The sequence below is a fragment of the Microbacterium sp. TWP3-1-2b2 genome (assembly GCF_049896145.1).
Taxonomy (GTDB): domain Bacteria; phylum Actinomycetota; class Actinomycetes; order Actinomycetales; family Microbacteriaceae; genus Microbacterium.
Genome location: NZ_JAFCTS010000001.1, coordinates 2,905,359 through 2,926,197, shown reverse-complemented (window position 1 = coordinate 2,926,197; position 20,839 = coordinate 2,905,359). Strand labels below are relative to the sequence as shown.

The 20,839-nt window shown below is 66.7% G+C and carries 21 protein-coding genes; 9 read left to right on the top strand and 12 right to left on the bottom strand.

Translation table 11 applies throughout. The annotated features are described in order from the left end of the window. From ACP7AR_RS14460 to ACP7AR_RS14435, 6 genes are read right to left on the bottom strand one after another with little or no spacing between them, the layout of a single operon-like run. Complete coding sequence (locus tag ACP7AR_RS14460) at positions 1–1,251, bottom strand: 2-hydroxyacyl-CoA dehydratase (RefSeq protein ID WP_426187171.1); 1,251 nt, start codon at positions 1,249–1,251, stop codon at positions 1–3. Continuing rightward, positions 1,248–2,339 carry a 2-hydroxyacyl-CoA dehydratase gene (locus ACP7AR_RS14455; protein ID WP_426187169.1) on the bottom strand — a complete coding sequence of 364 codons (1,092 nt, stop codon included), beginning with the start codon at positions 2,337–2,339 and terminating at the stop codon, positions 1,248–1,250. The genes ACP7AR_RS14460 and ACP7AR_RS14455 overlap by 4 nt, the downstream gene beginning before the upstream one ends. Next, positions 2,339–3,574: a CaiB/BaiF CoA transferase family protein gene (locus ACP7AR_RS14450; RefSeq protein ID WP_426187167.1), complete on the bottom strand. Its 1,236-nt coding sequence runs from the start codon at positions 3,572–3,574 to the stop codon at positions 2,339–2,341. Before ACP7AR_RS14450 ends, ACP7AR_RS14455 begins: the two co-directional genes overlap by 1 nt. A gap of 44 nt (positions 3,575–3,618) precedes the next feature. Continuing rightward, positions 3,619–4,452, bottom strand: coding sequence for an amino acid ABC transporter ATP-binding protein (locus ACP7AR_RS14445; protein WP_426187165.1), 834 nt, complete (start codon positions 4,450–4,452; stop codon positions 3,619–3,621). After that, the gene (locus ACP7AR_RS14440; protein WP_426187163.1) at positions 4,449–5,351 is read right to left on the bottom strand and encodes an amino acid ABC transporter permease; all 903 of its coding nucleotides are present in this window, start codon (positions 5,349–5,351) and stop codon (positions 4,449–4,451) included. Before ACP7AR_RS14440 ends, ACP7AR_RS14445 begins: the two co-directional genes overlap by 4 nt. Before the next feature lie 17 nt (positions 5,352–5,368). Next, a complete protein-coding gene (locus ACP7AR_RS14435; protein ID WP_426187161.1) occupies positions 5,369–6,286 on the bottom strand; it encodes a transporter substrate-binding domain-containing protein in 918 nt (305 codons plus the stop codon). 56 nt (positions 6,287–6,342) lie between these two features. Between ACP7AR_RS14435 and ACP7AR_RS14430 the strand changes: the two genes are divergently transcribed. The 8 genes from ACP7AR_RS14430 to ACP7AR_RS14395 all read left to right on the top strand — a co-directional run bounded on the left by ACP7AR_RS14430 (position 6,343) and on the right by ACP7AR_RS14395 (position 14,090). Further along, positions 6,343–6,990: a MarR family winged helix-turn-helix transcriptional regulator gene (locus tag ACP7AR_RS14430; RefSeq protein WP_426187159.1), complete on the top strand. Its 648-nt coding sequence runs from the start codon at positions 6,343–6,345 to the stop codon at positions 6,988–6,990. Between the two features lie 123 nt (positions 6,991–7,113). Further along, entirely contained in the window at positions 7,114–8,079 is a 966-nt protein-coding gene (locus tag ACP7AR_RS14425; RefSeq protein WP_426187157.1) for a hypothetical protein, read from the top strand. Further along, positions 7,983–9,602 carry an alpha/beta hydrolase-fold protein gene (locus tag ACP7AR_RS14420; RefSeq protein ID WP_426187155.1) on the top strand — a complete coding sequence of 540 codons (1,620 nt, stop codon included), beginning with the start codon at positions 7,983–7,985 and terminating at the stop codon, positions 9,600–9,602. Before ACP7AR_RS14425 ends, ACP7AR_RS14420 begins: the two co-directional genes overlap by 97 nt. Before the next feature lie 183 nt (positions 9,603–9,785). Next, on the top strand, positions 9,786–10,772 hold the full coding sequence (locus ACP7AR_RS14415; protein WP_426187153.1) for an ABC transporter substrate-binding protein: 987 nt from the start codon (positions 9,786–9,788) through the stop codon (positions 10,770–10,772). A 7-nt stretch (positions 10,773–10,779) separates the two neighbouring features. Further along, positions 10,780–11,610 carry an ABC transporter permease gene (locus tag ACP7AR_RS14410; RefSeq protein ID WP_426187151.1) on the top strand — a complete coding sequence of 277 codons (831 nt, stop codon included), beginning with the start codon at positions 10,780–10,782 and terminating at the stop codon, positions 11,608–11,610. After that, positions 11,607–12,431 (top strand): ABC transporter permease, encoded by an 825-nt coding sequence (locus tag ACP7AR_RS14405; RefSeq protein ID WP_426187149.1) that lies wholly within the window; start codon positions 11,607–11,609, stop codon positions 12,429–12,431. Before ACP7AR_RS14410 ends, ACP7AR_RS14405 begins: the two co-directional genes overlap by 4 nt. Then, positions 12,424–13,224 carry an ABC transporter ATP-binding protein gene (locus ACP7AR_RS14400; protein ID WP_426187147.1) on the top strand — a complete coding sequence of 267 codons (801 nt, stop codon included), beginning with the start codon at positions 12,424–12,426 and terminating at the stop codon, positions 13,222–13,224. The genes ACP7AR_RS14405 and ACP7AR_RS14400 overlap by 8 nt, the downstream gene beginning before the upstream one ends. After that, a complete protein-coding gene (locus tag ACP7AR_RS14395; protein WP_426187145.1) occupies positions 13,221–14,090 on the top strand; it encodes a PaaX family transcriptional regulator C-terminal domain-containing protein in 870 nt (289 codons plus the stop codon). The genes ACP7AR_RS14400 and ACP7AR_RS14395 overlap by 4 nt, the downstream gene beginning before the upstream one ends. 6 nt (positions 14,091–14,096) lie before the next feature. Here the strand turns inward: ACP7AR_RS14395 and ACP7AR_RS14390 are convergent, their stop codons facing one another. The 6 genes from ACP7AR_RS14390 to ACP7AR_RS14365 all read right to left on the bottom strand — a co-directional run bounded on the left by ACP7AR_RS14390 (position 14,097) and on the right by ACP7AR_RS14365 (position 20,257). Next, a complete protein-coding gene (locus tag ACP7AR_RS14390; protein ID WP_426187143.1) occupies positions 14,097–15,083 on the bottom strand; it encodes a PDR/VanB family oxidoreductase in 987 nt (328 codons plus the stop codon). 1 nt (position 15,084) lies between these two features. Beyond that, on the bottom strand, positions 15,085–16,215 hold the full coding sequence (locus ACP7AR_RS14385; protein ID WP_426187141.1) for a Rieske 2Fe-2S domain-containing protein: 1,131 nt from the start codon (positions 16,213–16,215) through the stop codon (positions 15,085–15,087). A gap of 178 nt (positions 16,216–16,393) precedes the next feature. Further along, a complete protein-coding gene (gene menE / locus ACP7AR_RS14380; protein ID WP_426187139.1) occupies positions 16,394–17,914 on the bottom strand; it encodes an o-succinylbenzoate--CoA ligase in 1,521 nt (506 codons plus the stop codon). Between the two features lie 41 nt (positions 17,915–17,955). After that, positions 17,956–18,408 (bottom strand): MaoC family dehydratase, encoded by a 453-nt coding sequence (locus tag ACP7AR_RS14375; protein WP_426187137.1) that lies wholly within the window; start codon positions 18,406–18,408, stop codon positions 17,956–17,958. Between the two features lie 39 nt (positions 18,409–18,447). Then, a complete protein-coding gene (locus ACP7AR_RS14370) occupies positions 18,448–19,335 on the bottom strand; it encodes an amidohydrolase family protein (protein ID WP_426187135.1) in 888 nt (295 codons plus the stop codon). Between the two features lie 4 nt (positions 19,336–19,339). Beyond that, the gene (locus ACP7AR_RS14365; RefSeq protein WP_426187133.1) at positions 19,340–20,257 is read right to left on the bottom strand and encodes an SDR family oxidoreductase; all 918 of its coding nucleotides are present in this window, start codon (positions 20,255–20,257) and stop codon (positions 19,340–19,342) included. Positions 20,258–20,337: 80 nt separating this feature from the next. Between ACP7AR_RS14365 and ACP7AR_RS14360 the strand changes: the two genes are divergently transcribed. Beyond that, a complete protein-coding gene (locus ACP7AR_RS14360; protein WP_426187131.1) occupies positions 20,338–20,787 on the top strand; it encodes a MarR family winged helix-turn-helix transcriptional regulator in 450 nt (149 codons plus the stop codon). Positions 20,788–20,839: the final 52 nt, after the last annotated feature.

Below are 20,839 nucleotides of genomic sequence, written 5' to 3'. Positions count from 1 at the left end.
TCAGGCTCGCGCAGGCACGCGCTCGCGGAGGAACTCCTCGATGCGCTCGGGGATGCGGGCGCTGCCGCTCGAGCGCGAGTCCGCGTTGTTCGCGCGGATCTCCAGGACCGGGATGCCCTCCGCCTCGAGCGCCTCGGAGATGAACCCCGCCCCCGGGGTGTCGTCCGCGACCAGATGCACGACGCCGTCGACGCCATGCGCGAGGGCTTCCTTCACGTACCACTGCGCAGACCATGGAGGCACGTAGAGCTGATCGGTGAATCCGACGAACCGCGCGGCGAGGGCACGCACAGGGTCATCGCCATATCGGGGATAGCCGTCCGCCGCGATCGCAAGGTACATCGACCAGACGAATACGGCGCCGAACTCCTCATGGAACCGTCGATACATGTCGAGGTCGGACCACAGCCCGCGTCCCACCCACATGAGCCGGCGCCTCTCGTCCGAACAGACTGCGACCCCGTCGTCGATGCGACGAGCGACTTCGTCGTGCAGCGCTCGCGCGGTGTCCACAGCCCACTGCGTGCCTCGATGCCACTGCGGCACCATGACCGCGGGCATCGTGTCATTCACCAGCACAGGAGTCGGACGCGCTGTGGCGATCAGATCTCGCGTACGCCTGTTCCACTCCGCCTGCTGGTTTCCGAGGTCCATGATCTGCGCGAGACGATCACGGTCGAGCGTCCGCCCCGTGCGCTCGCTCAGCCAGGCGACGAGTTCCTCTATCTCCGCCTGCAGCAGATCAAGTCGGTCGGCGCCGAACGCGTCCTCCCAATCGTGGGTGACTTTCTCCCACCAGGCAGATGGCACCGGGTCGGCGCCGGTGCGAGAGAGCAGGAACGCCTGCGTGCCTTCACGCTCCCCCCACAGTTCGAAGATCTTCTGCGTGACGTCGCCGCTGCGCTCCGCGATCGCGAAGGCCGGCTCAGGCAGTCCTCCCCATGCTCTCTGCTCCACCGGCAGGTCCTGCGCGCCGAGAGGTATCGCGTCGTACTGCTGACTGAAATCCGGAAGACCCCGTGCTGCGAGGTGCTCCAAACTCGCCGGGCCGAGCCGTTTGGCGGAGATGATCGATGCCCACCACTGATTGACGACATACGGGATGCCCATCGCCCGCAGCACCTCGTGCGGAGCATCCGCGTTGACGAGCGCGATCGGTTCGCCCTCCCGGGCTCGCTGGGCGGTCTCGGCGAACCACGCCTTCTGGTGGCGAGTGGCCATCGCCGCGGTGTCGAGTCTGTTCTCACTCATCCGTAGGCTCCTTCCCTCACCGCACGTGCGGTCACGACGTCCGACGACGCCGAGATCGCCTCCTCCGCGGTGATCCGTGTGCGCGACACGAAGGGCACGCGCAATGTGTCCAGTGCCTCGCGAACCGCGGCGAGCTCCCAGGCAGGAGCGTCGTCCAGGTCGCGGACCAGAGCGATCACCGCAGCAGCCCGCGTCTCGATGACCTTCCGGCGTAGAGCTGTGACGCGCTCAGCGGTGGCGCCACGGGCAGCAGACGGCGGGCGGTCCGCGTGCAGCGACACGAGACCGTCGAGGATGTCTGCTGCAGAATCGCCCGTGGTGCAGGCTGCGAACCAGCCGCCGTCGCCCGCATCGTGATCTTCCGCGACGATGGTGGCTCCGGTGCTCTCCAGTACTTGATAGACGCGAGAATCGGGATGCGCGCTGCCCGTGACGAAGATGCGTTCACCTTCCCCTGTCGACACCTGCGCGTCGTCGATGGCCGCGACGGCGGCTTCCGGCGGAGAGCAGGCCGCAGTGCGGTACGCGTTCAACGCAGAGACACCGGTGCAGCGTCCCTCTGCTCGGCGCTCACGCATCCGGTCAAGGGCGACGGCCACGCTCTGCTCGGCGGCACCCGCTCGACGCAGGTCATCGACCCCCACTTCGGCGCCGGTCACCGCTCTGCAGAACTCGACGAGCCGCACGTACTGGGCGACGACGAACGTCTTCTTCGCCGTCCCGGGTCCACGTAGGGCATCGAGCAGCTGCACGGGGAACGGAACCTCGCCCCGTTGGGCGAGCACTCTCAACACGTAGAACATCCGAAGATTCGCCTGGGAGTCGTTGCAGATCACGAGCCCTGCGAGATCATCGTGATCTCCTGCCAGGATGGCGTCCAGAATACGGCCGGCCACCGCATCCACCGCGCCGAGCAGCTCGGACGCACGACGCGACACCGCACCCGACCATGAGCCGAACAGGCGCACGGGAACCGCGTCGGCGGCGAGCACGATCTGCCGCGGCAGATCCGCGCCGACCACGCCGATTCGCGGGCTGTTCTGCGCACGCGCGTCGCCGAAGCCCGGCAGACTGTGCGCGCTCTGCATCACAACACTCCGGCCTGGCGCAGCTGTGCGATGCGGTCGGCGTCGTAGCCGAGCTTTCCCAGGATCGCGTCGGTGTGCTCACCGAGCCCGGGAGCCGGCGCGGTCAGGTCGGTGCGGCTCTCCGAGAAGAGCACGGGAATGCCTGATCCGAAGAGCCCGTCGAAGTGCCCGAATTTCGGGTGAACGAGCGGCACCACTTCACCGCGACTCGTCACTTGGGGATCGCGTACCGCTTCAGCGGTCGTTCGCACCTCCGCGGCCGGGGCGCCGTTTTGCTCCAGCGCTGTCAGCACCTCTGCGAGAGTGTGCTCGGCAGCCCAGCCGGCGATGAGACCGTGCAGTCGGTCGGCGTTGGCCACCCGCGCGTCGCGGGTGCCGAAGTCGTTTCCGGCGAGCAGATTCTCCCGCCCGATCGCACGAAGCACTCCGGCCGCGAACTGATCCGTCGGCGCGCAGATGGCGAACCAGCCATCGGCCGCACGGAAGTTGCCGAACGGGGCGAGGCGCGGCACGTACGCCCCGGTGCGCAGCGGGAATCCGATCGACTCCAGCGCATCAAAGGGCTCGCAGGCGACCAGCGATGTCAGCGCACCGAGCATCGAGACATCGACATGCTGACCTTGCCCGGTGTGCTCGGCGTGCATGACAGCGGAGAGCGTGCCGATCACGCTGAACAGCGGCGCAACGAGGTCTCCGATCGGCAGCCCGAACCGCACGGGCGGGTCACCGGGTTCGCCGGCGGTCATCATCACACCGCTGAGCGCCTGGATGATCGTGTCCATCGCTTTGCGATCACCGTGGTCACCGGTCGCCCCGAAGCCGCTGATCGAGGTGTAGACAAGTCGCGGGTTCAGTTCACGGACCGAGCCGTAGTCGATCCCGAGTCGCTTGGTGACACCGGAGCTGTAGTTCTCCACGACGACATCTGCTTCGCGGATCAGGTCGAAGAGCACCTCACGGCTCTCGGGCTGCTTCAGATTGAGAGTGATGGACTCCTTGCCACGACCGCGGAGCATCATCGACACTGACATGTCGTCGGATGACATCCGCTTCAGGCTCAGGCCGTCCGCCGTGACATACGGCGAGTTGTTGCGCGAGGAGTCTCCTCCGCGGGTGGGGTTCTCGACCTTGATCACTCGAGCACCCAGCCCAGCGAGCAGGAGCGTGGCATATGGCCCCGCAAGTGCCGTCGTGAGATCGATGACGGTCTTGCCTGCAAGTGGTGCTGTGCTCATAGCTGCTCCTCGTTGTGGGGGAATGGGGCGGTCACGCGCGGGCATCAGTCCGCGACTTCGTTCTGCGATCTCCCTGACCGAGTGAGGAACGTGCGCAGTCGCTCGGACCGCGGGTCCGTGAAGAAGTCGTCTGCTGGGCGGTCTTCGACGACTCGCCCGTCCGCCATGAACACGCACCGATCGGCGACCTCACGAGCGAACGCGACCTCATGGGTGACGACGACCATCGTGTGCCCGGCCGCCGCGAGCGATTTCATGGTCTGCAGCACTTCGTCGACCAGCTCAGGATCGAGTGCGCTCGTCGGTTCGTCGAAGAGCAGAATCCGCGGACGCACTGCGACGGCGCGCGCGATGGCGACCCGCTGCTGCTGTCCGCCGGACAGATGCCGCGGATACGCGTCCGCCTTGTCGGCGAGGCCGATGCGCTCGAGCAGCTCGAGCGCACGCTGGCGGGCCTCGGCCGCGGAGACGCCGTGCACACGCATCGGCGCTTCGGTGATGTTGCGCAGCACGGTCCAGTGCGGAAACAGGTTGAACTGCTGGAAGACCATACTCATACGACGACGCTGCCGCCTGCGCCCAGCATCCGTGAGCGGCCTCAGGTGCCCGCGAGTCTCCTCGAAGCCGAGCAGGTCGCCCTCGAAGGACATCGATCCGCCGTCGATCGACTCCAACTGGTCGATGCAGCGCACGAGCGTGGACTTTCCCGAGCCGGACGGTCCGAGAATCGCGACGACCTCGCCTTCGTACACGTCCAGGCTCGCTCCGTCCAGCGCCACCTGGTCACCGAAGCGCTTGCGCACGTTGGAGACCCGCAGCAGGGGTGACCCGTCAGCCATTCTCGGCTGAACGATCAGCCCGGACGATTCCATGGTCATAGCTGTCGCTCCTTCACTCGGGCGGTGCGTTTGACGGTCACTCGCGAGGTGCCGCGGCCGAAGTGCTCCTCGACGCGACGCTGGATCACCGTGAGAACGGTGACGACGGCGAGGTACCAGATCACGGCGACGATGAGCATCGGGACCACGTCGTACGTGCGGTTGTAGATGACCTGGACCGCATGCAGCAGATCGCCCATGGCGATCACGCTGACGAGCGACGTGCCCTTGAGGAGGGCGATCACCTGTGATCCGGTCGGCGGGATGATGACGCGCATCGCCTGCGGGAGGATGATGCGCGTGAATGTGTGCCAGCGGCTGAAGCCCATGGCGGACGCCGCATCGCGCTGCCCCTGATCCACTGACAGGATGCCGGCCCGGATGATCTCGGCCATGTAGGCGGCCTCGTGCAGGGAGAGCCCGATGATCGCCGCCGTGATCGGCGTGATGAGGTCATTCGTCGACCAACTGAACAGCTCGGGCCCGAACGGCACGCCCACCGATATGCGCGGCAGCAGGTAGGCGAGGTTGTACCAGAAGATGAGTTGCACGAGCGGGGGGATGCCGCGGAAGAGGCCCACGAATCCCATGCACGCCATGCGGAGCGGCCAGAAGTCGCTGAGCTGACCAGCGGCCAGGAACGTGCCGAGCGCCGACCCCAGCACCATTCCTATCGCGGTGAGCATCAGGCTCATCCCGAGCCCCACCAGCACGCTGCCATTGAAGAGATACTCGGCGACGACGGGCCACTCGAAGCGCTCGTTGCTGACGAGGAACCACAGCGCTGCGAGCACGACGGAGGCAAGCAGAACGCCGCCGATGATCCGCAGCGGTTGGACGCGCGCTCGAGCGTTCTCGACATCGACCACCGCCGCGGTCTCCACAGAATCGGTCGTCACGATTGCCTCCGTCGTCGTCACTGGCTGGTCATCGGGTTGAGGACGGGTTCATCCACGGCGACCTCGGTAAGGTCCCACTCGGACATGATCCGCTCGTATTCGCCGTTGTCGAAGATCGCCTCGAACGCGGCGAACATCGGCTCGGCCATGTCGCTTCCCTTGGGCACGAAGAAGGCGAGCTGATCGATGCCCGCTCCCTGATCCTCGGACTGCACGAGATATTCGTAGCGTCCCGGGTCGGTCGCCTGCAGATCGATCGCTGCCGTCTGCGTCGTGCCCGCATAGTCGGCCCGGTCGGAGTTGACCGCGAGGAAGGTCGAGTTGGTGTCGTCGAGGCCGATGAACTCCGGCTGCTCCAGCCCCTCCGCAACGCACCATTCCCCGTAGCGCTCCAGCTGACTCTCAGTGACGGAACCGCCCACGCCGGCCACGCGAGCACCGCAGAGCGCCTCAGGATCGGCGAGTTCATCCTCGCGCTCGGCGAGATACACGTAGGACGTGATGGTCGTCATCCAGACGATCGCGTCGAAGTCCGCTTCACGCTCCGGGGTGGTTCGCAGCGGGCCGTTGAACCCGTCGTAACGACCGGAGAGCATTCCGGTCAGGATCGCTTCCATGCCCGAGACGGATTTGATCTGGAACGGCACGCCGAGCTGCTCTGACAACGCCGCCTGAAGATCGGGATCGATTCCGGTGATGTCCCCACCTTCCTCGACCGTGCGATACGGCGGGTGGGTGTCACCGGCGATCGTGATGACGCCGGCATCTTTGATCCCCTGCGGGAGCTGATCGTAGAGGGGCGCATCGGTGTTGACCTCGCTGACGCCGTCGGTTCCTCCGGCGCCATCGTCGTCAGCGGATCCCGCGCTGCAGGAGGCGAGCGCGAGCACCCCGACTGCCGCGATCAGGGCCGTGCCCAAGCGGTTGAGTTTCATGATGATCTCCACATCGTTGTGAACAGGCAGGTGGTCCATGCGAGAAGAAAAGTATCATGCCGAATGATATTCCTCAACCGATGACGCCGACGGGGGCTGTAGTGTCGGTCAATGTGGAGGAGATCACACGGGACCCGCGCGGTGAGCCAGCAACGTCGCGTCTGAACTACAGCTCGTACCGTCTGGGGCGTGCGTTCAACCGCTTCGCAGAGAACTCCGCACTCTCCCATGGCGTGACGCTCTCGCAACTGTTCGTGCTGCAGGTCCTCGGCGAGGGGCTGCCGCTGTCGAACGCGCAGCTCGCCCGACGCACATTCGTCAGCTCACAGGCGGCGCACACCGTGTCGAACGAGCTCATCGAGACCGGCCTGGTGGAGCGCGGCGACCACCCGACGAACCGTCGCGTGAGATTGGTTCGGCTGACCGAACGCGGCTGGGCGGTGCTGGAAGCCTGTCATGCGGAACTGCGCGAGCACGAGGACCGGCTGGCCGCTGCACTCGGAGACGAGTTCGGCGAGACCCTCGCCGAACTCCTCGACCGCGCCGCCCAGGTGCTTGCCGGAGGGTACTTCGGCGACGACGAGGCCGAGGCCGCCGCCATCAGCAGGCGAACGAACGACATCCGCCCGCGGCACATCCCCTCGCGACTTGCAGCCGCGCGCCTTCGCGCCGATCGTACGGCGCATCCGGAATCCAGATCGTGACCTGAAGCGCGCGCTCTCCCGGCTCCAAGGCTCGGAGCCGCAGTTGACGACGGCGCGATGAAGCTGTTAGCTTTCGACGCAAGAATATCATTCTGATTGATTTTATGCTTCGAAGGAGAAGCCGTGGACCCTCTGCTGCGCACACCGATCAGACCGGTGAAACGTGCCGGTTCGAGCACACGGCAGCACTCGCGCCACCTGCGCGACGCCCTGGTCACTCTGACGATCGGTGCCGTCGGCATCGGATCACTCACGGCCGGCGCCGGCCACCCCGAAACCTTCGGCACGGGTTCCGCGGACGACGCGAGCGTCGCCGCCGACTCCCGCGCTGATTCCGGGATGCCGGACGGCGTGCCGGCGGCAGCGTCTGCGGCGGAACCGACTCTTCCGGACGCGCAGGGCTGGGAATTCTCCGCTGAGTTCCCACGCACGTCGGGAACAAGCCGCCTCATCGACGGGGCTCTGCTCTGGGCCGACTGGCTCTACGACGACACCGGAGCGGGCGACTACACGTACAACGCCGCGGAGGCGGCCTCCAACGGTGCGGACATCTTCCGTGCAGGCGTGGCGGCCGACGAAGACAACACGTATTGGCGCATCGACTGGAACACACTCGTCGACGCGGACGTTTCCATCGCCGCGTGGACGTTCGACACCGACTCGGATGCCGGAACAGGCGTCGCCGAGTGGCCGGCGGACGCCGGTGTGACGTCGCCGGGAATCGACTCCGCGCTCGTGGTCTCTTCTCGAGGCGCATGGGTGATCGACCTCACAACGGGCGAGCAGGAGGACGTCACCTCCTTCGGCGGCGCCGTCGCCCTGGACATGGACGCGAAGTCGTTCGTGGTCACGGTTCCCCGGAGCGCACTGCCCGTCGACGAGGTCTGGAACATTCGGCTGGCCGCAGGCGTCGCCGACTCGGATGGCACCGGATTCGCCGCGGCACCGGAGTGCCCGACGGCACGCGCGTGTACAACGCAGCGTTCCGCGACATGGCGGACGAACCGCCGGTGGTGGATGGCAATGCCGACGCATCCAGCCAGTGGAACAACGGACGACAGTCACAGCGTCTCACCGAGGGCGACATGAGCGGATTCGTCATCGCGGTGGACTGGGACGACCTGCTCTCGGACGTCACCACCCCCGAGGCGATGCCCACCGGGTACTCCACCAGATGGTTCGTATCATCGGTAGAGATCGCCCAGGGTTTCGCAGAAGGGGCCCGCAGGAGCCCGGGTCCTGCGGTGTTGCCCGCGACGTTCTGGGGTCGAGTGCAGCCGTACACGGTATACGTGCCGACGCAGTACACGCCGGAGACTCCGGCGCCGCTGACCATCCTGCTGCACGGCGGCAACTCCAACCACAACGGTTTCATCGGCGACAGGAAGGACGATGTCTACCTGCCGATGTGCGAGGAAAGAGGCTCGATCTGCGTCACACCCCTCGGTCGGGGCCTCTCGTCGTGGTACATCAACCACGCCGAGCTCGATGTCTGGGAGGCATGGAACCGGGTCGCGACGTCCTACTCGCTCGACAGCGAGCGCACGGTCATCGGCGGATTCTCGATGGGGGGCGTCGGCGCCACGCACTTCCTCACCAACCATCCCGATCTGTTCGCCGGAGCCGCGATCGTCTCTGGCGCGGGCTACTACAACACCGCTGAGCAGCGAGACCGCGAGGGTGCCGAGCTGAGAGTCGAGAACCTGGGCAGCGTCCGCACGTACATGGAGTCAGGCAGCAATGACATCGCCCTGGCGAACACAGAGCACTGGGACCGCACCGCGGAAGACGCCGGGATCCCGTACCGAGCCCACTACTACGACGGAGCCGACCATGGGATGCTCGGCTCGTGGCTCGGCTGGAGCGACGCGGCCGAGTATCTCAACGACGCACCCGACCGCGTGACCAGCCCCAGCACGGTCACGTTCCGCTGGGAGCCCGGTGATGAGCGGGAGGATCTCGGAATGCCGGTGAACCGCGCGTACTGGCTCAGCGGCCTGGAACCGCGCGATGATGCTGCACGCTGGAGCAGAGTCACCGCGACTTCTCACGCCCTGCAGACGACACGCTTCGAGCCGCGTCTCACCGATGACGTCCAGGTGATCGACGACCGGGAGGTGCGCGTGCGGGACCAGCGGCTCAAGGCCGAAGGAGCAGTCGCTCCGTATAACGGGATCGACCTGCGGGCGGAGAATTCCCGGACGATGACCGTCGACCTGGATGCCGCGGAGCTGGATGCGACGACCCCGGCAGACGTGCGCATTCACACGGATGGGGAGATCGAGCTGGAGCTGACCCGCGCGGGCGAACACGCGACGATCGCCCTTCCCGCTGGCGATCACCGCGTCGCGAGCCCGACTGCTCCTGGATCGGTCACGGCGTTCGCCGCGGGGGCGACCCGTCACATCCGCTGGGCGGTGAGCGATTCCGATCTGCCGGTCACGTACACCGTGCGCGACCCGTCCGGGGAGATCCTGTGCGAGACGACCGACCTGCGTTGTCTCGTCATCGATCGCGGTGGGAAGGCTCCGAAGGCGGTGACCGTGACGGCTTCGAACATCGTCGGAACCTCTGAGGGTGCGCACGCGGAGGTGACACGACCTGGCCGGTAAGCACGAAGCGCTGACCATCTTCGTTCGATGATTTTTCGACGCCCGTCGGGAAATCCTTGACAATCATGTTCGCTTCCCACACGATGGGCACTAACAGCACGTCGATGTGCGTCCCGTTGCGTTCTCCCCGAAGAGACCGCAATGAGGGTCGGCCTCGACAACCCATCGATGAGAGGCCCACCCATGAAGAAGAGTCTTGCCGCGCTCGGCCTGCTGGCCGTGGCCACCCTCGCACTGTCCGGCTGCACCGATTCCGCGGCCGACCCTGCCACCGAGCCGACCGACTCGGGATCCGCGCCCGACGAAGTGACGAAGATCCGCGTGGCAGCGCTGCCGATCGCCGAGACCGGCGCCCTGTGGGCCGCGATCGACGAGGGCATCTTCGCCGATCACGGGCTCGACGTCGAGGTCGTCCCGGCTCAGGGTGGCGCCCAGGCGATCCCCGCACTGCTCAGCGGCGACATCCAGTTCGCGATCGGCCAGCCGTTCGGGCCCATCCGTGCAGACCTGCAGGATCTCGGCGTCGCGATCATCGGCGACTACGCCGACAGCCTGGCGGAGGGCGACGACGTGAACGCGGTCGTCGCGCTCGGCGACTCCGGAATCTCGAGCCCGAAGGATCTCAGCGGCAAGAAGGTGTCGGTGAACAGCCTCGGCGCCGCCGGCGACCTCACGATCCGCGCAGCCGTCGACGCCGATGGCGGCGACTCGTCCACCATCGAGTTCATCGAGGTGGCGTTCCCCGATGTGAAGGCACAGCTCGATGCCGGCACCATCGACGCCGGCTGGGCACCCGATCCGTTCCGCGGCATGGTCGTGGGAGAGGGCGGCGTCTCTGTCATGGCCCCGTACCAATCAGTCATCCCCGGCCTGTCCGTGCTGACGAACATCACCACGCAGGATCTCATCGACAACGACCCCGATCTCGTCGCCGCATACTCGGCTGCGATGACGGAGGCGCTGGAATTCGCCTCTTCCGATCAGGACGCTGTCTACGCGGCGATCGCGGAGGGGCTCGACATCCCGCTCGAGGCCGCACAGGGGATCACTCTGCCCACCTTCACGTTCGAGATGGATGTCGACAGCATCAAGACGCTCGCTGATCTTGCCGTCGAGTACGAGTACATCGAGTCGCTGCCGGACTTCGACCGACTGATCCAGCAGCAGTGACCTCGGCATGACGACTGCGACATCCTCGGCTTCGCTCTCCGGACACCGTCGCCGCCAGCGCATCGGCACGCTCCGCCGGGTGCTGCTCGGCACGCTCGGAGTCGTCGGCTTCCTCGCGGTGTGGCAGCTGCTCTCGACCTTGAGAATCCTCAACCCCGAGCAGCTGCCGTCCGCGACGGACACGTTCACCCAGCTCGGTGTCCTGCTGCGTGACCTGGAGTTCTGGCGCAACATCGGACGCACCATGACGGCGTGGGCCATCGGACTGGTCATCGCCACGGTCGTCGGCACCGCGCTGGGCACCGTCATCGGAATGGTGCCGGTCCTGCGCCGCGCGACGCACACGGTGGTCGAGTTCCTGCGACCGATCCCATCGGTCGCACTGATCCCGCTGGCAATCCTCGTCTACGGGCTCCAGATGCCCGCCGCACTGATCATCATCGTGTACGCGAGCTTCTGGCAGGTCTTCGTGCAGGTGCTGTACGGAGTCGCCGACATCGACACGGTCGCGCGTGACACGGCGCGCAGCTTCGGCCTCACCAGGGGGTCGCAACTGCGAAACCTCGTCCTTCCCACCGCGCTGCCTTATCTGATGACAGGCCTGCGTCTCGCAGCCGCCGTTGCGCTGATCCTCGCCGTGACGGCGGAGATGACGATCGGCAACCCCGGACTCGGAAGGCAGCTGACCGTGGCGTCCGGGATCGGGAACATCACCACCGTCTACGCCATCGTGATCGTCACCGGAGTGCTCGGCCTCCTGATCAACATCGGATTCCGTGCGATCGAGCGCCGTACGCTGTCGTGGCACCAGTCCGTGAGAGGGGATGAGGCATCGTGACCCTCTACACCAGTACGGTTCGCACGCCGGCACCGAAGTCGCGCCTGTGGGCGAAGGCGGGCGAGAACACGCTCTACGCCGTCGCCCTTCCCCTCGCACTCCTGCTCATCTGGGGCGTGGCCGCGACGATCTCACCGGCCAAATTCTTCCCTGCACCGCAGACGATCGCCGGAGCGTTCTCCGACACCTGGATCGGACCTGCGTTCATCGACGATGTGCTCCCGAGCCTCGCCAGGCTGGCCGTGGCGATCATCATCGCCGTGGTCGTCGGCGTCGTCGCCGGCACCCTCATCGGACTCACGCGGTGGCTGCGCGAACTGCTCGAACCGCTCCTGGAGTTCTTCCGCGCCATTCCGCCGCCCGTCCTCATCCCGGTCTTCGTCGCGTTCCTCGGCGTGACCGACGCGATGCAGATCATCGTCATCGCGTTCGGCGCGATCTGGCCGGTGCTGCTGAACACGATCGAGGGCGTCCGTGCGACCGATTCGGTGATGACGGAGACGGCTCGCTCGTTCTCGCTCACCCGCTCGCAGCGGCTTTTCGACCTCGTCCTTCCGGCCGCGAGCCCGCGGATCATGGCTGGTGCGCGCCAGACGCTGTCGGTGGCCCTGATCATGATGGTCATCTCGGAGCTGTTCTACTCGTCATCCGGCCTGGGATATCAGATCAAGTACTTCCAGCAGAATTACCTCATCGCCCAGATGTGGAGTGGCATCCTGCTGTTGGGTCTCATCGGCGTACTGCTCGCAGTCGTGTTCGGCTTCGTCGAACGTCGGGTGCTGCGTTGGTACCACGGAATCAAGGAGGTCGAGCGTGCCTGAGACGCTTCTGCAGGTGGACAGCCTGAACAAGGTCTACGAATCGGCCACCGGCCGGGTCGAGGCGATCGGCGACATCAGCTTCACGATGAATCGCGGAGAGCTCGTGTGCATCGTCGGCCCGTCCGGCTGCGGCAAGACGACGCTGCTGAAGTGCGTCGCTGGCCTCCTGCGCCCCACGGCGGGCGAGGTCCAGCTGGACGGCAGGCGCGTCACCTCTCCGCCGGAGAAGATGGCACTCGTCTTTCAGGAGTACGGGCGCAGCCTGTATCCGTGGCTGACCGTGCGCGGGAACGTCGAGCTGCCCCTCAAGCACAGGAAGCTCTCGAAGGCCGAGCGCACTCAGCTCGTCGACGACGCCCTCCTGGCCGTCGGACTCGAGCACGCCGCCAAGAGCTACCCCTGGCAGCTGTCGGGCGGAATGCAGCAGCGCGTCGCGATCGCGCGCGCAGTCGCGTACCAGCCGGAAGTGCTGATCATGGATGAGCCCTTCGCCGCGGTCGATGCCCAGACCCGTGCCGACCTCGAGGATCTGGTGCGCAGGCTCCACTCCGAGCGCGGCATGTCGATCCTTTTCGTCACGCACGACATCGACGAGTCGGTGTATCTCGGCGAGCGCGTGATCGTGCTGTCGAAGTCGCCGACCTGGGTGCAGGAGGATCTCGCGATCGATCTGGCGCCGGAGCGCGATCAGATCACGACCAGGGCCCTTCCGCGGTTCACGGAGCTGCGCACGCATGTGTACGAGCAGATCCAGCGAGCCAAGCGCGGCGAAGCCGTTCGTCCGAGCGCATGACCCCTCACGGTCACGACGGAAGCCCCGGGAGCACTGGGACCGAGCCGACGCGCAGCCGGCAGCCGAAGCGACTGATCCTCTCGTTCCTCGGCGAGTTCATGGGACAGGATTGGGCCGCACCGGTGCGCACCGGGGTGTTTCTCGAGGTGCTGCACGGGGCAGGGGTCGCGGCTCCCGCGGCCCGGGCGACACTCGATCGACTGGTGACGGGCGGTGTCCTGTCCCGTGAGCGGCACGGTCGCCATCTCGAGTTCTCGCTGACACCTGCGGGGCGCAAGATGCTCGGCGAGGCGACGGATCGCGTGCGCGGACCGTCGCCGTTTCATCCGAACGGCGACGGGTGGACCCTCGTCACCTTCTCACTGCCGGAGGAGTTGCGCACGCTGCGCGGGCGCCTGCGCTCCACACTCACCTGGCACGGCTTCGCGCCTCTGCGCGACGGACTCTGGCTGGCCTCCGGTCGCCCGGCACTGGCGACCGCCATCGAGCCCCTGCGGGCCGAACTCCCTGAGGGGGCCGTCATGGCGTTCCATGCTCAGGAGCTCGACGGATTCCCGATCGCGTCGAGCGTGCGCGACGCCTGGGACATCGACGGCATCCGCGAGGCGCACCGATCGTTCATCGAGACCTGGTGCGATGTCGCGGTGGATGAGTCGTCGTCGGCTGTGGTCACGCGCACCGTGCTCGTCGCGGACTGGCTGGAGCTGCTGCGGGCCGACCCGCGGCTGCCGCCGGAGTTCATGGATGCGCAGTGGCCGGCGCCGGATTCCTTCGCCCTCTACCGCCGGCTCCGCGCCGAACTCGCTCCCCCGTCTGAGGCGGAGTTCGCAGCCCTCACCGCACGTCCGGCGACGATCGCCCGGTGAGCTCCCTCACGACAGCTCGAGCACGATCTCTCCCATCGATCCGTCTTCCGCGGCGCGCACCCGCGAGACGCACGGGCACACCTTCGAGTTGGCGTCGCGCTGACGCTCGCTGTAGAACACGTCGCGGTGATCGATCGCACCCGTGAGCTGCACGACCCTCGCCTCGCAGATGCCGCATTCGCCCTTGCGACAGTCGAACATGGCATCCGCCCCGGCATCCTCGAGAGCCTCCAACAGCGTCTGGGTCGGCGCGACGATGCATTCGACCCCACTGCCAGGTACGCGAACCCGGAAGGGCTGCGGCTCGAACCATCCGCTGTTGCCGAACGTCTCGAACCGCAGGTTCGCGGGTGGGAGGCCCGCCGCGTCCCATGCCCTGCGTACGGCATCCATCAGGCGGATCGGGCCGCACATGTAGAGTTCGACGTCGTCCGCGAACCGCCCGACGAACTCCTCGACGTCGAGCGAGGTGCCCTCGTCACCGATGTGCATCGTCAGACGGTCGCCGTGCTCCTCGGCGAGCGCGTCGAGATAGGCCATCTGCGACCGACTCCGGCCGCAGTACGAGACCGTGTACTCCTTCCCCGTCAGGCGTGCCGCGCGCGTCATCGCGAGTACGGCGGTGATGCCGACGCCGCCTGCGAGGAACGCGTACCGGCGAGCACCGTATCCGAACGGGAAGTCCTGCAGCGGATGCGTGAGCTCGACCCGCTCGCCCGGGCGGAGCGCGTGCATCACCGCTGCGCCCCCGCGCGAGACATCGCTGCGGTGCACGCACAGCGCGAACGACCCGTCGTCGCCGACGGACTCCGCGATCGAGTACGAGCGCGTCACCGGTTCGCCGTCGATGCGCATGCGCACCTCGACGTGCGTGCCGGGGTCGATGCGTCGCGCCGTCTCGGGCGACAGCACGATCCGCTGGATGCGGGCGGTGACGGGTGCTGACTCGACGACCGTCGCGCCTTGCCAGGTCAGCGTGTGCGAGGTCGCCATGTCACGCGATCCGGGATGCGGATGCCATCGGCACGGATGCCGCAACGATCTCGGCGACCGGCGCCACGGCCGAACGCCCCTCGTCCGCCAGCATCCGCTCCAGAAGGCGACGCACCCACATTCCGCCCGCGTCGATGTTGAGGCTGTAGAACTCGTAGTCGGGGTTCGCGTCGATGGCCTCCTGTTGCGCGCGCAGCATCAGCTCGTCCTCGCCGAAGACCCCGTGCACGCCATTGCGCAGCTGCGTGGTGATGAGCTGACTGTCGAGTCGATAGTTGCGCTGGAACGACCAGAAGTAGTGGCACGTCCGATCGGTCTCGGGGCTGAGCGTGTTCATCACATAGCCGTTGACGCCGGCGCTGCGATCGCCCTCGCGTGCGCCGGTGCCTGCTGCCGCGACGCCGACGTCGAGGCAGATGGTCGACGGCGCCTCGAAGTGGATGATCTGCCAGCGATCGACGCGGCCGGAGAATCCGGGGAACTTGTCACGCATGTTCTTCAGCCAGAACGGGGGCGCCTCGATGTCGAGCATCCAGCGTTCGACCGTGACGGTGTTGTCGGTGTGACTGGTCACGAACTCCGACTCGCTCAACTCGTCCTGGCCGATGCTCGAGCTGTGCACGAATTCCTCGTGAGTGAGGTCCATGAGGTTGTCGAGCACGAGCTGGTAGTTGCAGTCGGCGTGGATCAGCTCGCCGTCACCTGTCCACTCGGGATCCGTCATCTGATGCATGTCGGGGATCGTGGACGGATCGGCGAGAGCGGGCTCTCCCACCCAGACCCAGACGTACCGGTAGCGGTCGACCATCGGGAATGACGCCACCGTCGCACTCGGGTTGATGGTCTCCTGCGCCGGCATCGATGTGCACCGGCCTGCGGAGTTGTAACGGATGCCGTGGTACGGGCACTGCAGATCGTCGCCGATGACCTTGCCCATCGACAGTGGTGCCAGACGGTGCCAGCACGCGTCGGCGAGCGCGACAGGCGTGCCGTCTTCCGTGCGGTACATCGCCAGTGGCCTGCCGGCGATCGTACGCGCGAGCGGCTTGCGAGTCACCTCGTAGTCCCAGGCGGCGACGTACCAGGCGTTGCGCGGGTAGTCGAAGATCTTCGCGGTCGTGGTGTCCGCCATCGTCACTCCTTCGTGCCGGATCATTTACCTATGCGGATAGGTAAATTGATCGTATGTCGTCGGCGGCCACAAACGCAACCAGAGGCGAGAGAGGCCGCCACCTGAGGCGGCGCGCACGGCCTGCGGCTTCTCGACCACCTGTCATGGGCGCGCGGGCCTGCGACGACAAGCGCCTCTCTCAGGGGAGCGTGAACTTCCCGCGCAGATCGGTTTTGCGCACCTTGCCGCTCGCGGTGCGCGGCAGCTCGTCCACGAACCGCACGCCGCGCGGGATCTTGTACTTCGCGATGCGACCGGAGAGGTGGGCGAGCACGTCGTCCGCCGTGATCTCCGAGCGGGCCACGGCGATCGCCAGCGGCACCTCGCCCCAGCGCTCGTCCGGTACACCGATCACCGCGACGGACTCGATCTCCGGTCGCTCCATGATGAGCTGCTCGATCTCGGCCGGGTAGATGTTCTCCCCACCCGAGATGATCATGTCCTTCACCCGATCGCTGATGGTGAGATAGCCCTGCTCGTCGAGGACCCCGATGTCGCCGGAACGCAGCCATTCGCCACGATGCGCATCGCGGGTGGCATCCGGACGCAGCCAGTACTCCTTCATGACGTTGGGCCCGCTGATCTCGATCTCGCCGGTCTCGCCGGCGGGGAGCGTCTCACCCTCGGACGACACGATGCGCACGTCGGTGAAGAAGTGCGCGATGCCGGACGATCCGACGTGCTCCCTCGCCTTGCGATACGGGAGCGACGTCGTGCCGGGTGAGGTCTCGGTCATCCCGTATCCGGAGGAGAAGCTGAGGCCCCGCTTCTCGTAGGCCTCGATGACCCGGAGCGGCACGCTCGATCCGCCGCACGTGAGCTTTCGCAGCGTCGACAGGTCTGCTGAGTCCCAGTCCGGATGCTCGGCGAGCATCTGGAACGTCGTCGGCACACCAGACAGGCTCGTGATGCCGTGCTGCTGCACGGCCGCGAGCACGGCCCCGGGGTCGACCTTCTCCTGCAGCACCACGGTGCCGCCCTTGAGCAGGGTGGGCAGCGCCCCCATGCCGAGCGAGGCGACGTGGAACATCGGCGCGATCAGGAGCGCGCGCTCGTCGGATGTGAGGTCGTAGTCGACGAGGACGTTCATCGAGTTCCAGGTGAAGTTCCCGTGCGTGAGCACGGCCCCCTTCGGGCGCCCGGTCGTCCCAGACGTGTAGAGGATCATGGCCGGGTCGTCCAGCGTGACGGCGGCGACGGGCGGATCGTCGGATGCCGCGGCGATGACCTCGTCGAAACTCTCCACCGCAGGCACCTCTGCCGGACCGTCGACGACGATGCGCCGCTCGATCGCGCTCGACCAGGCCGCGGCTCGTGCGACATCGCGGAGCTCCTGATGGGTGATGAGAAGACGCGCACCGCAGTCATCGATCATGTACTCGAGCTCGCGCGGCGCGAGACGGGTGTTCAACGGTACGAAGATCGCCCCGATCAGGCCGCAGGCGAAGAACGAGGTGAGGAAATCGGGGTGATTGTTCCCCAGATACGCCACCCGGTCGCCTTTGGTGACGCCGCGCTCGGCCAGGGCGCTGGCGAACCGGTCGATCCGGTCCGCCAGCTCCTCATAGCGATACGAGCGATCGCCCTGGATCACGGCGATGTCGCCCTCGGACTTCACCCGACGGCGGGCGATCCAGCTGCCCAGTCCTTGATTCTTCATCCACAGCCTCTTCGCAATGGTTCCCGCCCTCGCCGTCCGGCTCAGGCGTAGAAGCGGTAGATTCCGCGAGCGACGACGGCGGGCTTCGTGCCGCCCTCGATCTCGATGGTCTGGTCGACGGCGAGCTGGTAGCCGCCCTTCACCTCGGTCACCTCGGCGATGACGGCGTTCATGCGCACGCGGGAGCCCACCGTGACCGGCGAGACGAATCGCACCTTGTCGAGACCGTAGTTGACCCGGGTCGTGACGCCCTCAGGCTCGAACAGCTCGCTCCAGAACTTCGTCGCCAGCGACAGAGTCAGGAAGCCGTGCGCGATCGGTGCGCCGAAGGGGCCGCTCGCGGCCCGCTCTGGATCGACGTGGATCCACTGGTGATCATCTGCCGCATCCGCGAAGGTGTCGATGCGGTCCTGGGTGATCTCAAGCCATTCGGAGTAGCCGAGGTCGGTGCCGGCGGCGCCTGCGAGGTCCGCGTAAGCGACGGTCGTTGTCATGGTGAGTTCCTTTTCGTGTTCCAGTAGGTCGAGAGATCGTCAGTCGGCGAGGCCGAGCAGCCGCGCGGCGTTGTCCTTGAGAATGCCGGGCAGCACCTCCGGCTTGAAGCGCTCTGTGGCGTCGGCATCGCGCCGCCAGCGATCCGGTGTCAGCAACGGGTAGTCCGAGCCGAACAGCACGCGGCTCTTGAGGTACGAGTTCGCCGCGCGTACGAGCGCGTCAGGGAAGTACTTCGGGCTCCACCCCGACAGGTCGATCCAGGTGTTGTGCTTGTGCGTCGCGACGGAGAGCGCCTCGTCCTGCCACGGCACCGAGGGGTGCGCCATGATGATCTGCAGCTCGGGGTGCTCGGCGGCGACGTCATCGAGCAGCATCGGGTTCGACAACGCGAGACGCATCCCGCGTCCGCCGGGGAGCCCCGCCCCGATCCCGGTCTGACCGGTGTGGAACAGCGCGACCACGCCGGCGTTCTGCAGGACCTCGTACAGGGGGAAATGAACCGAGTCGCTCGGGTCGAACCCCTGCACGGTGGGGTGGAATTTGAAGCCTCGCACGCCGCTGTCCTCGATGAGCCGGCGAGCGCGGTCGACGGCATCCGCCCGGTTCGGGTCGACCGATCCGAACGGGATCAGCACGTCGTTGTGACGCGCGGCGCCGTCGGCGATCTCTGCGCTCGAGATCGGCGAGTGGCCGAGCCGCGTCTCGGCATCGACGGTGAACACCACCGCCGCCATCCGACGCTCCCGGTAGTGCGCGGCGATCGAGTCGAGATCCGGGCGGCTCGCGTCCGCCGCGAAGTACTTCGAGGCCGCCGCCACGAGGTCGTCGGGAAGCGACGCGTGCCCGTGGTCGTCGATCTCGACGTGCACGTGCATGTCGATCGCCACGAGGGCGTCGACGTCGAGGTTCTGCTCGTAGCGGGTCATCGTGTCAGCGCTGCAGCTCTTCCGGCAGCGCGGGGAAGCGCTCACCCACAGACTGCTGCCGCCCTCCGATGACCTCGTCGAACCGCGCGGCCAGCGCGTCGTACGACCACCCGCCGTCCTGGTACTCCGTGACGACGGCTTCGGGGTGAGACCACAGCTGGATGCGGTCGCCGCCGATGCCGATCGCCTGGCCGGTGACGGCTGCCGCGGCATCCGATGCCAGGTACGAGATGAGCCCGGCGACATCGCCCGAGGTGCCGAAGCCGAGGTCGTGCCGGAAGAACGCAGGCATCGCCTCGCCCTTCTCATCGGCCTCGACGGCGGCGGCGAAGTACGGCACCGTGGCGGTCATGGCGGTTGCCGCTACGGGGATGACAGCGTTGGCCGTGATCCCGGCCTTCTTGAGCTCCATGGCCCAGGTGCGCACCATGCCGACGATTCCGGCCTTCGCTGCCGCGTAGTTCGTCTGGCCGAAGTTGCCGCGTTGACCCGTAGGAGAGCCGATGCAGATGATGCGGCCGGCGATCTCGTTGGCGCGCATGTAGGTGGCTGCCTCGCGGACACAGGTGAACGTTCCCCGCAGGTGCACGTTGATGACCGTGTCGAAGTCGTCGTCACTCATCTTCCAGAGCACGGTGTCACGCAGCACGCCGGCATTCGTGACGAGGATGTCGAGCCGTCCGTAGGTGTCGACGGCAGTCTGGACGAGCTGCTTCGCGGTCTCGGTCGGACCGACCGGCGCTACGACAGCGACAGCCTTGCCGCCCTCAGCCTCGATCGCGGCCACCGCCTCCGTCGCGGCGTCCGATGAGACGTCGTTGACGACGACGGACGCGCCTTGGCGGGCGAGTTCCTGGGCGTAGGCGAGTCCGAGTCCGCGACCGGATCCCGTGACGATGGCGACTTTGCCGACCAATGACATGGCACTCCCTCGTTGGTGTTCTCTCACGTTACTTGAGAACTTCAATTATTGATAGCATCACGGTACCCTAGGATGAACTCATGACGAATCCCGCGGTGCAGCCCCAGGGCAGTCAGGCGTTGATCGATGACATGAGCTTCCTGCTCGCGCGGGCGAGCGCCCTCTCCAATGCCGCGGGCAATGCGGCCCTCGCGGAGTTCGGCCTGAAGGTGCGCTCGTACTCGGTGCTCGAACTCGCCGCGGTCGGTGGGCGCACATCTCAGCGTGAGATCGCCGAATTCCTCCGACTCGACCCGAGTCAGGTGGTCGTGCTGGTCGACAAACTGCAGCGCGCGAAGCTCGTCGATCGCGAGCCCGACCAGCGCGACCGTCGCGCCAACGTGATCGTCGCCACCGCCCTCGGCCGCGAGACGCTCGAGAAGGCGCGCACGCGGGTCCGCGCGGCGGCGGATTCACTGCACGGCGACCTTTCCGCGAGCGAGCGCGCGACGCTCACCGACCTGCTGCGGAGAACCGCGTTCCCCTCGTGACATCCGCCGCCGGTCGGACAGCACCGCACGACCTACAGGTGGCAGGCTAGCC

What these genes read in the sequence shown, in the direction of transcription:
- ACP7AR_RS14460 (WP_426187171.1), bottom strand. Translation starts at nt 1,251, where the DNA reads ATGAGTGAGAACAGACTCGACACCGCGGCGATGGCCACTCGCCACCAG.
- ACP7AR_RS14455 (WP_426187169.1), bottom strand. Translation starts at nt 2,339, where the DNA reads ATGCAGAGCGCGCACAGTCTGCCGGGCTTCGGCGACGCGCGTGCGCAG.
- ACP7AR_RS14450 (WP_426187167.1), bottom strand. Translation starts at nt 3,574, where the DNA reads ATGAGCACAGCACCACTTGCAGGCAAGACCGTCATCGATCTCACGACG.
- ACP7AR_RS14445 (WP_426187165.1), bottom strand. Translation starts at nt 4,452, where the DNA reads ATGACCATGGAATCGTCCGGGCTGATCGTTCAGCCGAGAATGGCTGAC.
- ACP7AR_RS14435 (WP_426187161.1), bottom strand. Translation starts at nt 6,286, where the DNA reads ATGAAACTCAACCGCTTGGGCACGGCCCTGATCGCGGCAGTCGGGGTG.
- ACP7AR_RS14430 (WP_426187159.1), top strand. Translation starts at nt 6,343, where the DNA reads ATGCCGAATGATATTCCTCAACCGATGACGCCGACGGGGGCTGTAGTG.
- ACP7AR_RS14420 (WP_426187155.1), top strand. Translation starts at nt 7,983, where the DNA reads ATGGCGGACGAACCGCCGGTGGTGGATGGCAATGCCGACGCATCCAGC.
- ACP7AR_RS14415 (WP_426187153.1), top strand. Translation starts at nt 9,786, where the DNA reads ATGAAGAAGAGTCTTGCCGCGCTCGGCCTGCTGGCCGTGGCCACCCTC.
- ACP7AR_RS14410 (WP_426187151.1), top strand. Translation starts at nt 10,780, where the DNA reads ATGACGACTGCGACATCCTCGGCTTCGCTCTCCGGACACCGTCGCCGC.
- ACP7AR_RS14395 (WP_426187145.1), top strand. Translation starts at nt 13,221, where the DNA reads ATGACCCCTCACGGTCACGACGGAAGCCCCGGGAGCACTGGGACCGAG.
- ACP7AR_RS14390 (WP_426187143.1), bottom strand. Translation starts at nt 15,083, where the DNA reads ATGGCGACCTCGCACACGCTGACCTGGCAAGGCGCGACGGTCGTCGAG.
- ACP7AR_RS14385 (WP_426187141.1), bottom strand. Translation starts at nt 16,215, where the DNA reads ATGGCGGACACCACGACCGCGAAGATCTTCGACTACCCGCGCAACGCC.
- menE (WP_426187139.1), bottom strand. Translation starts at nt 17,914, where the DNA reads ATGAAGAATCAAGGACTGGGCAGCTGGATCGCCCGCCGTCGGGTGAAG.
- ACP7AR_RS14375 (WP_426187137.1), bottom strand. Translation starts at nt 18,408, where the DNA reads ATGACAACGACCGTCGCTTACGCGGACCTCGCAGGCGCCGCCGGCACC.
- ACP7AR_RS14370 (WP_426187135.1), bottom strand. Translation starts at nt 19,335, where the DNA reads ATGACCCGCTACGAGCAGAACCTCGACGTCGACGCCCTCGTGGCGATC.
- ACP7AR_RS14365 (WP_426187133.1), bottom strand. Translation starts at nt 20,257, where the DNA reads ATGTCATTGGTCGGCAAAGTCGCCATCGTCACGGGATCCGGTCGCGGA.
- ACP7AR_RS14360 (WP_426187131.1), top strand. Translation starts at nt 20,338, where the DNA reads ATGACGAATCCCGCGGTGCAGCCCCAGGGCAGTCAGGCGTTGATCGAT.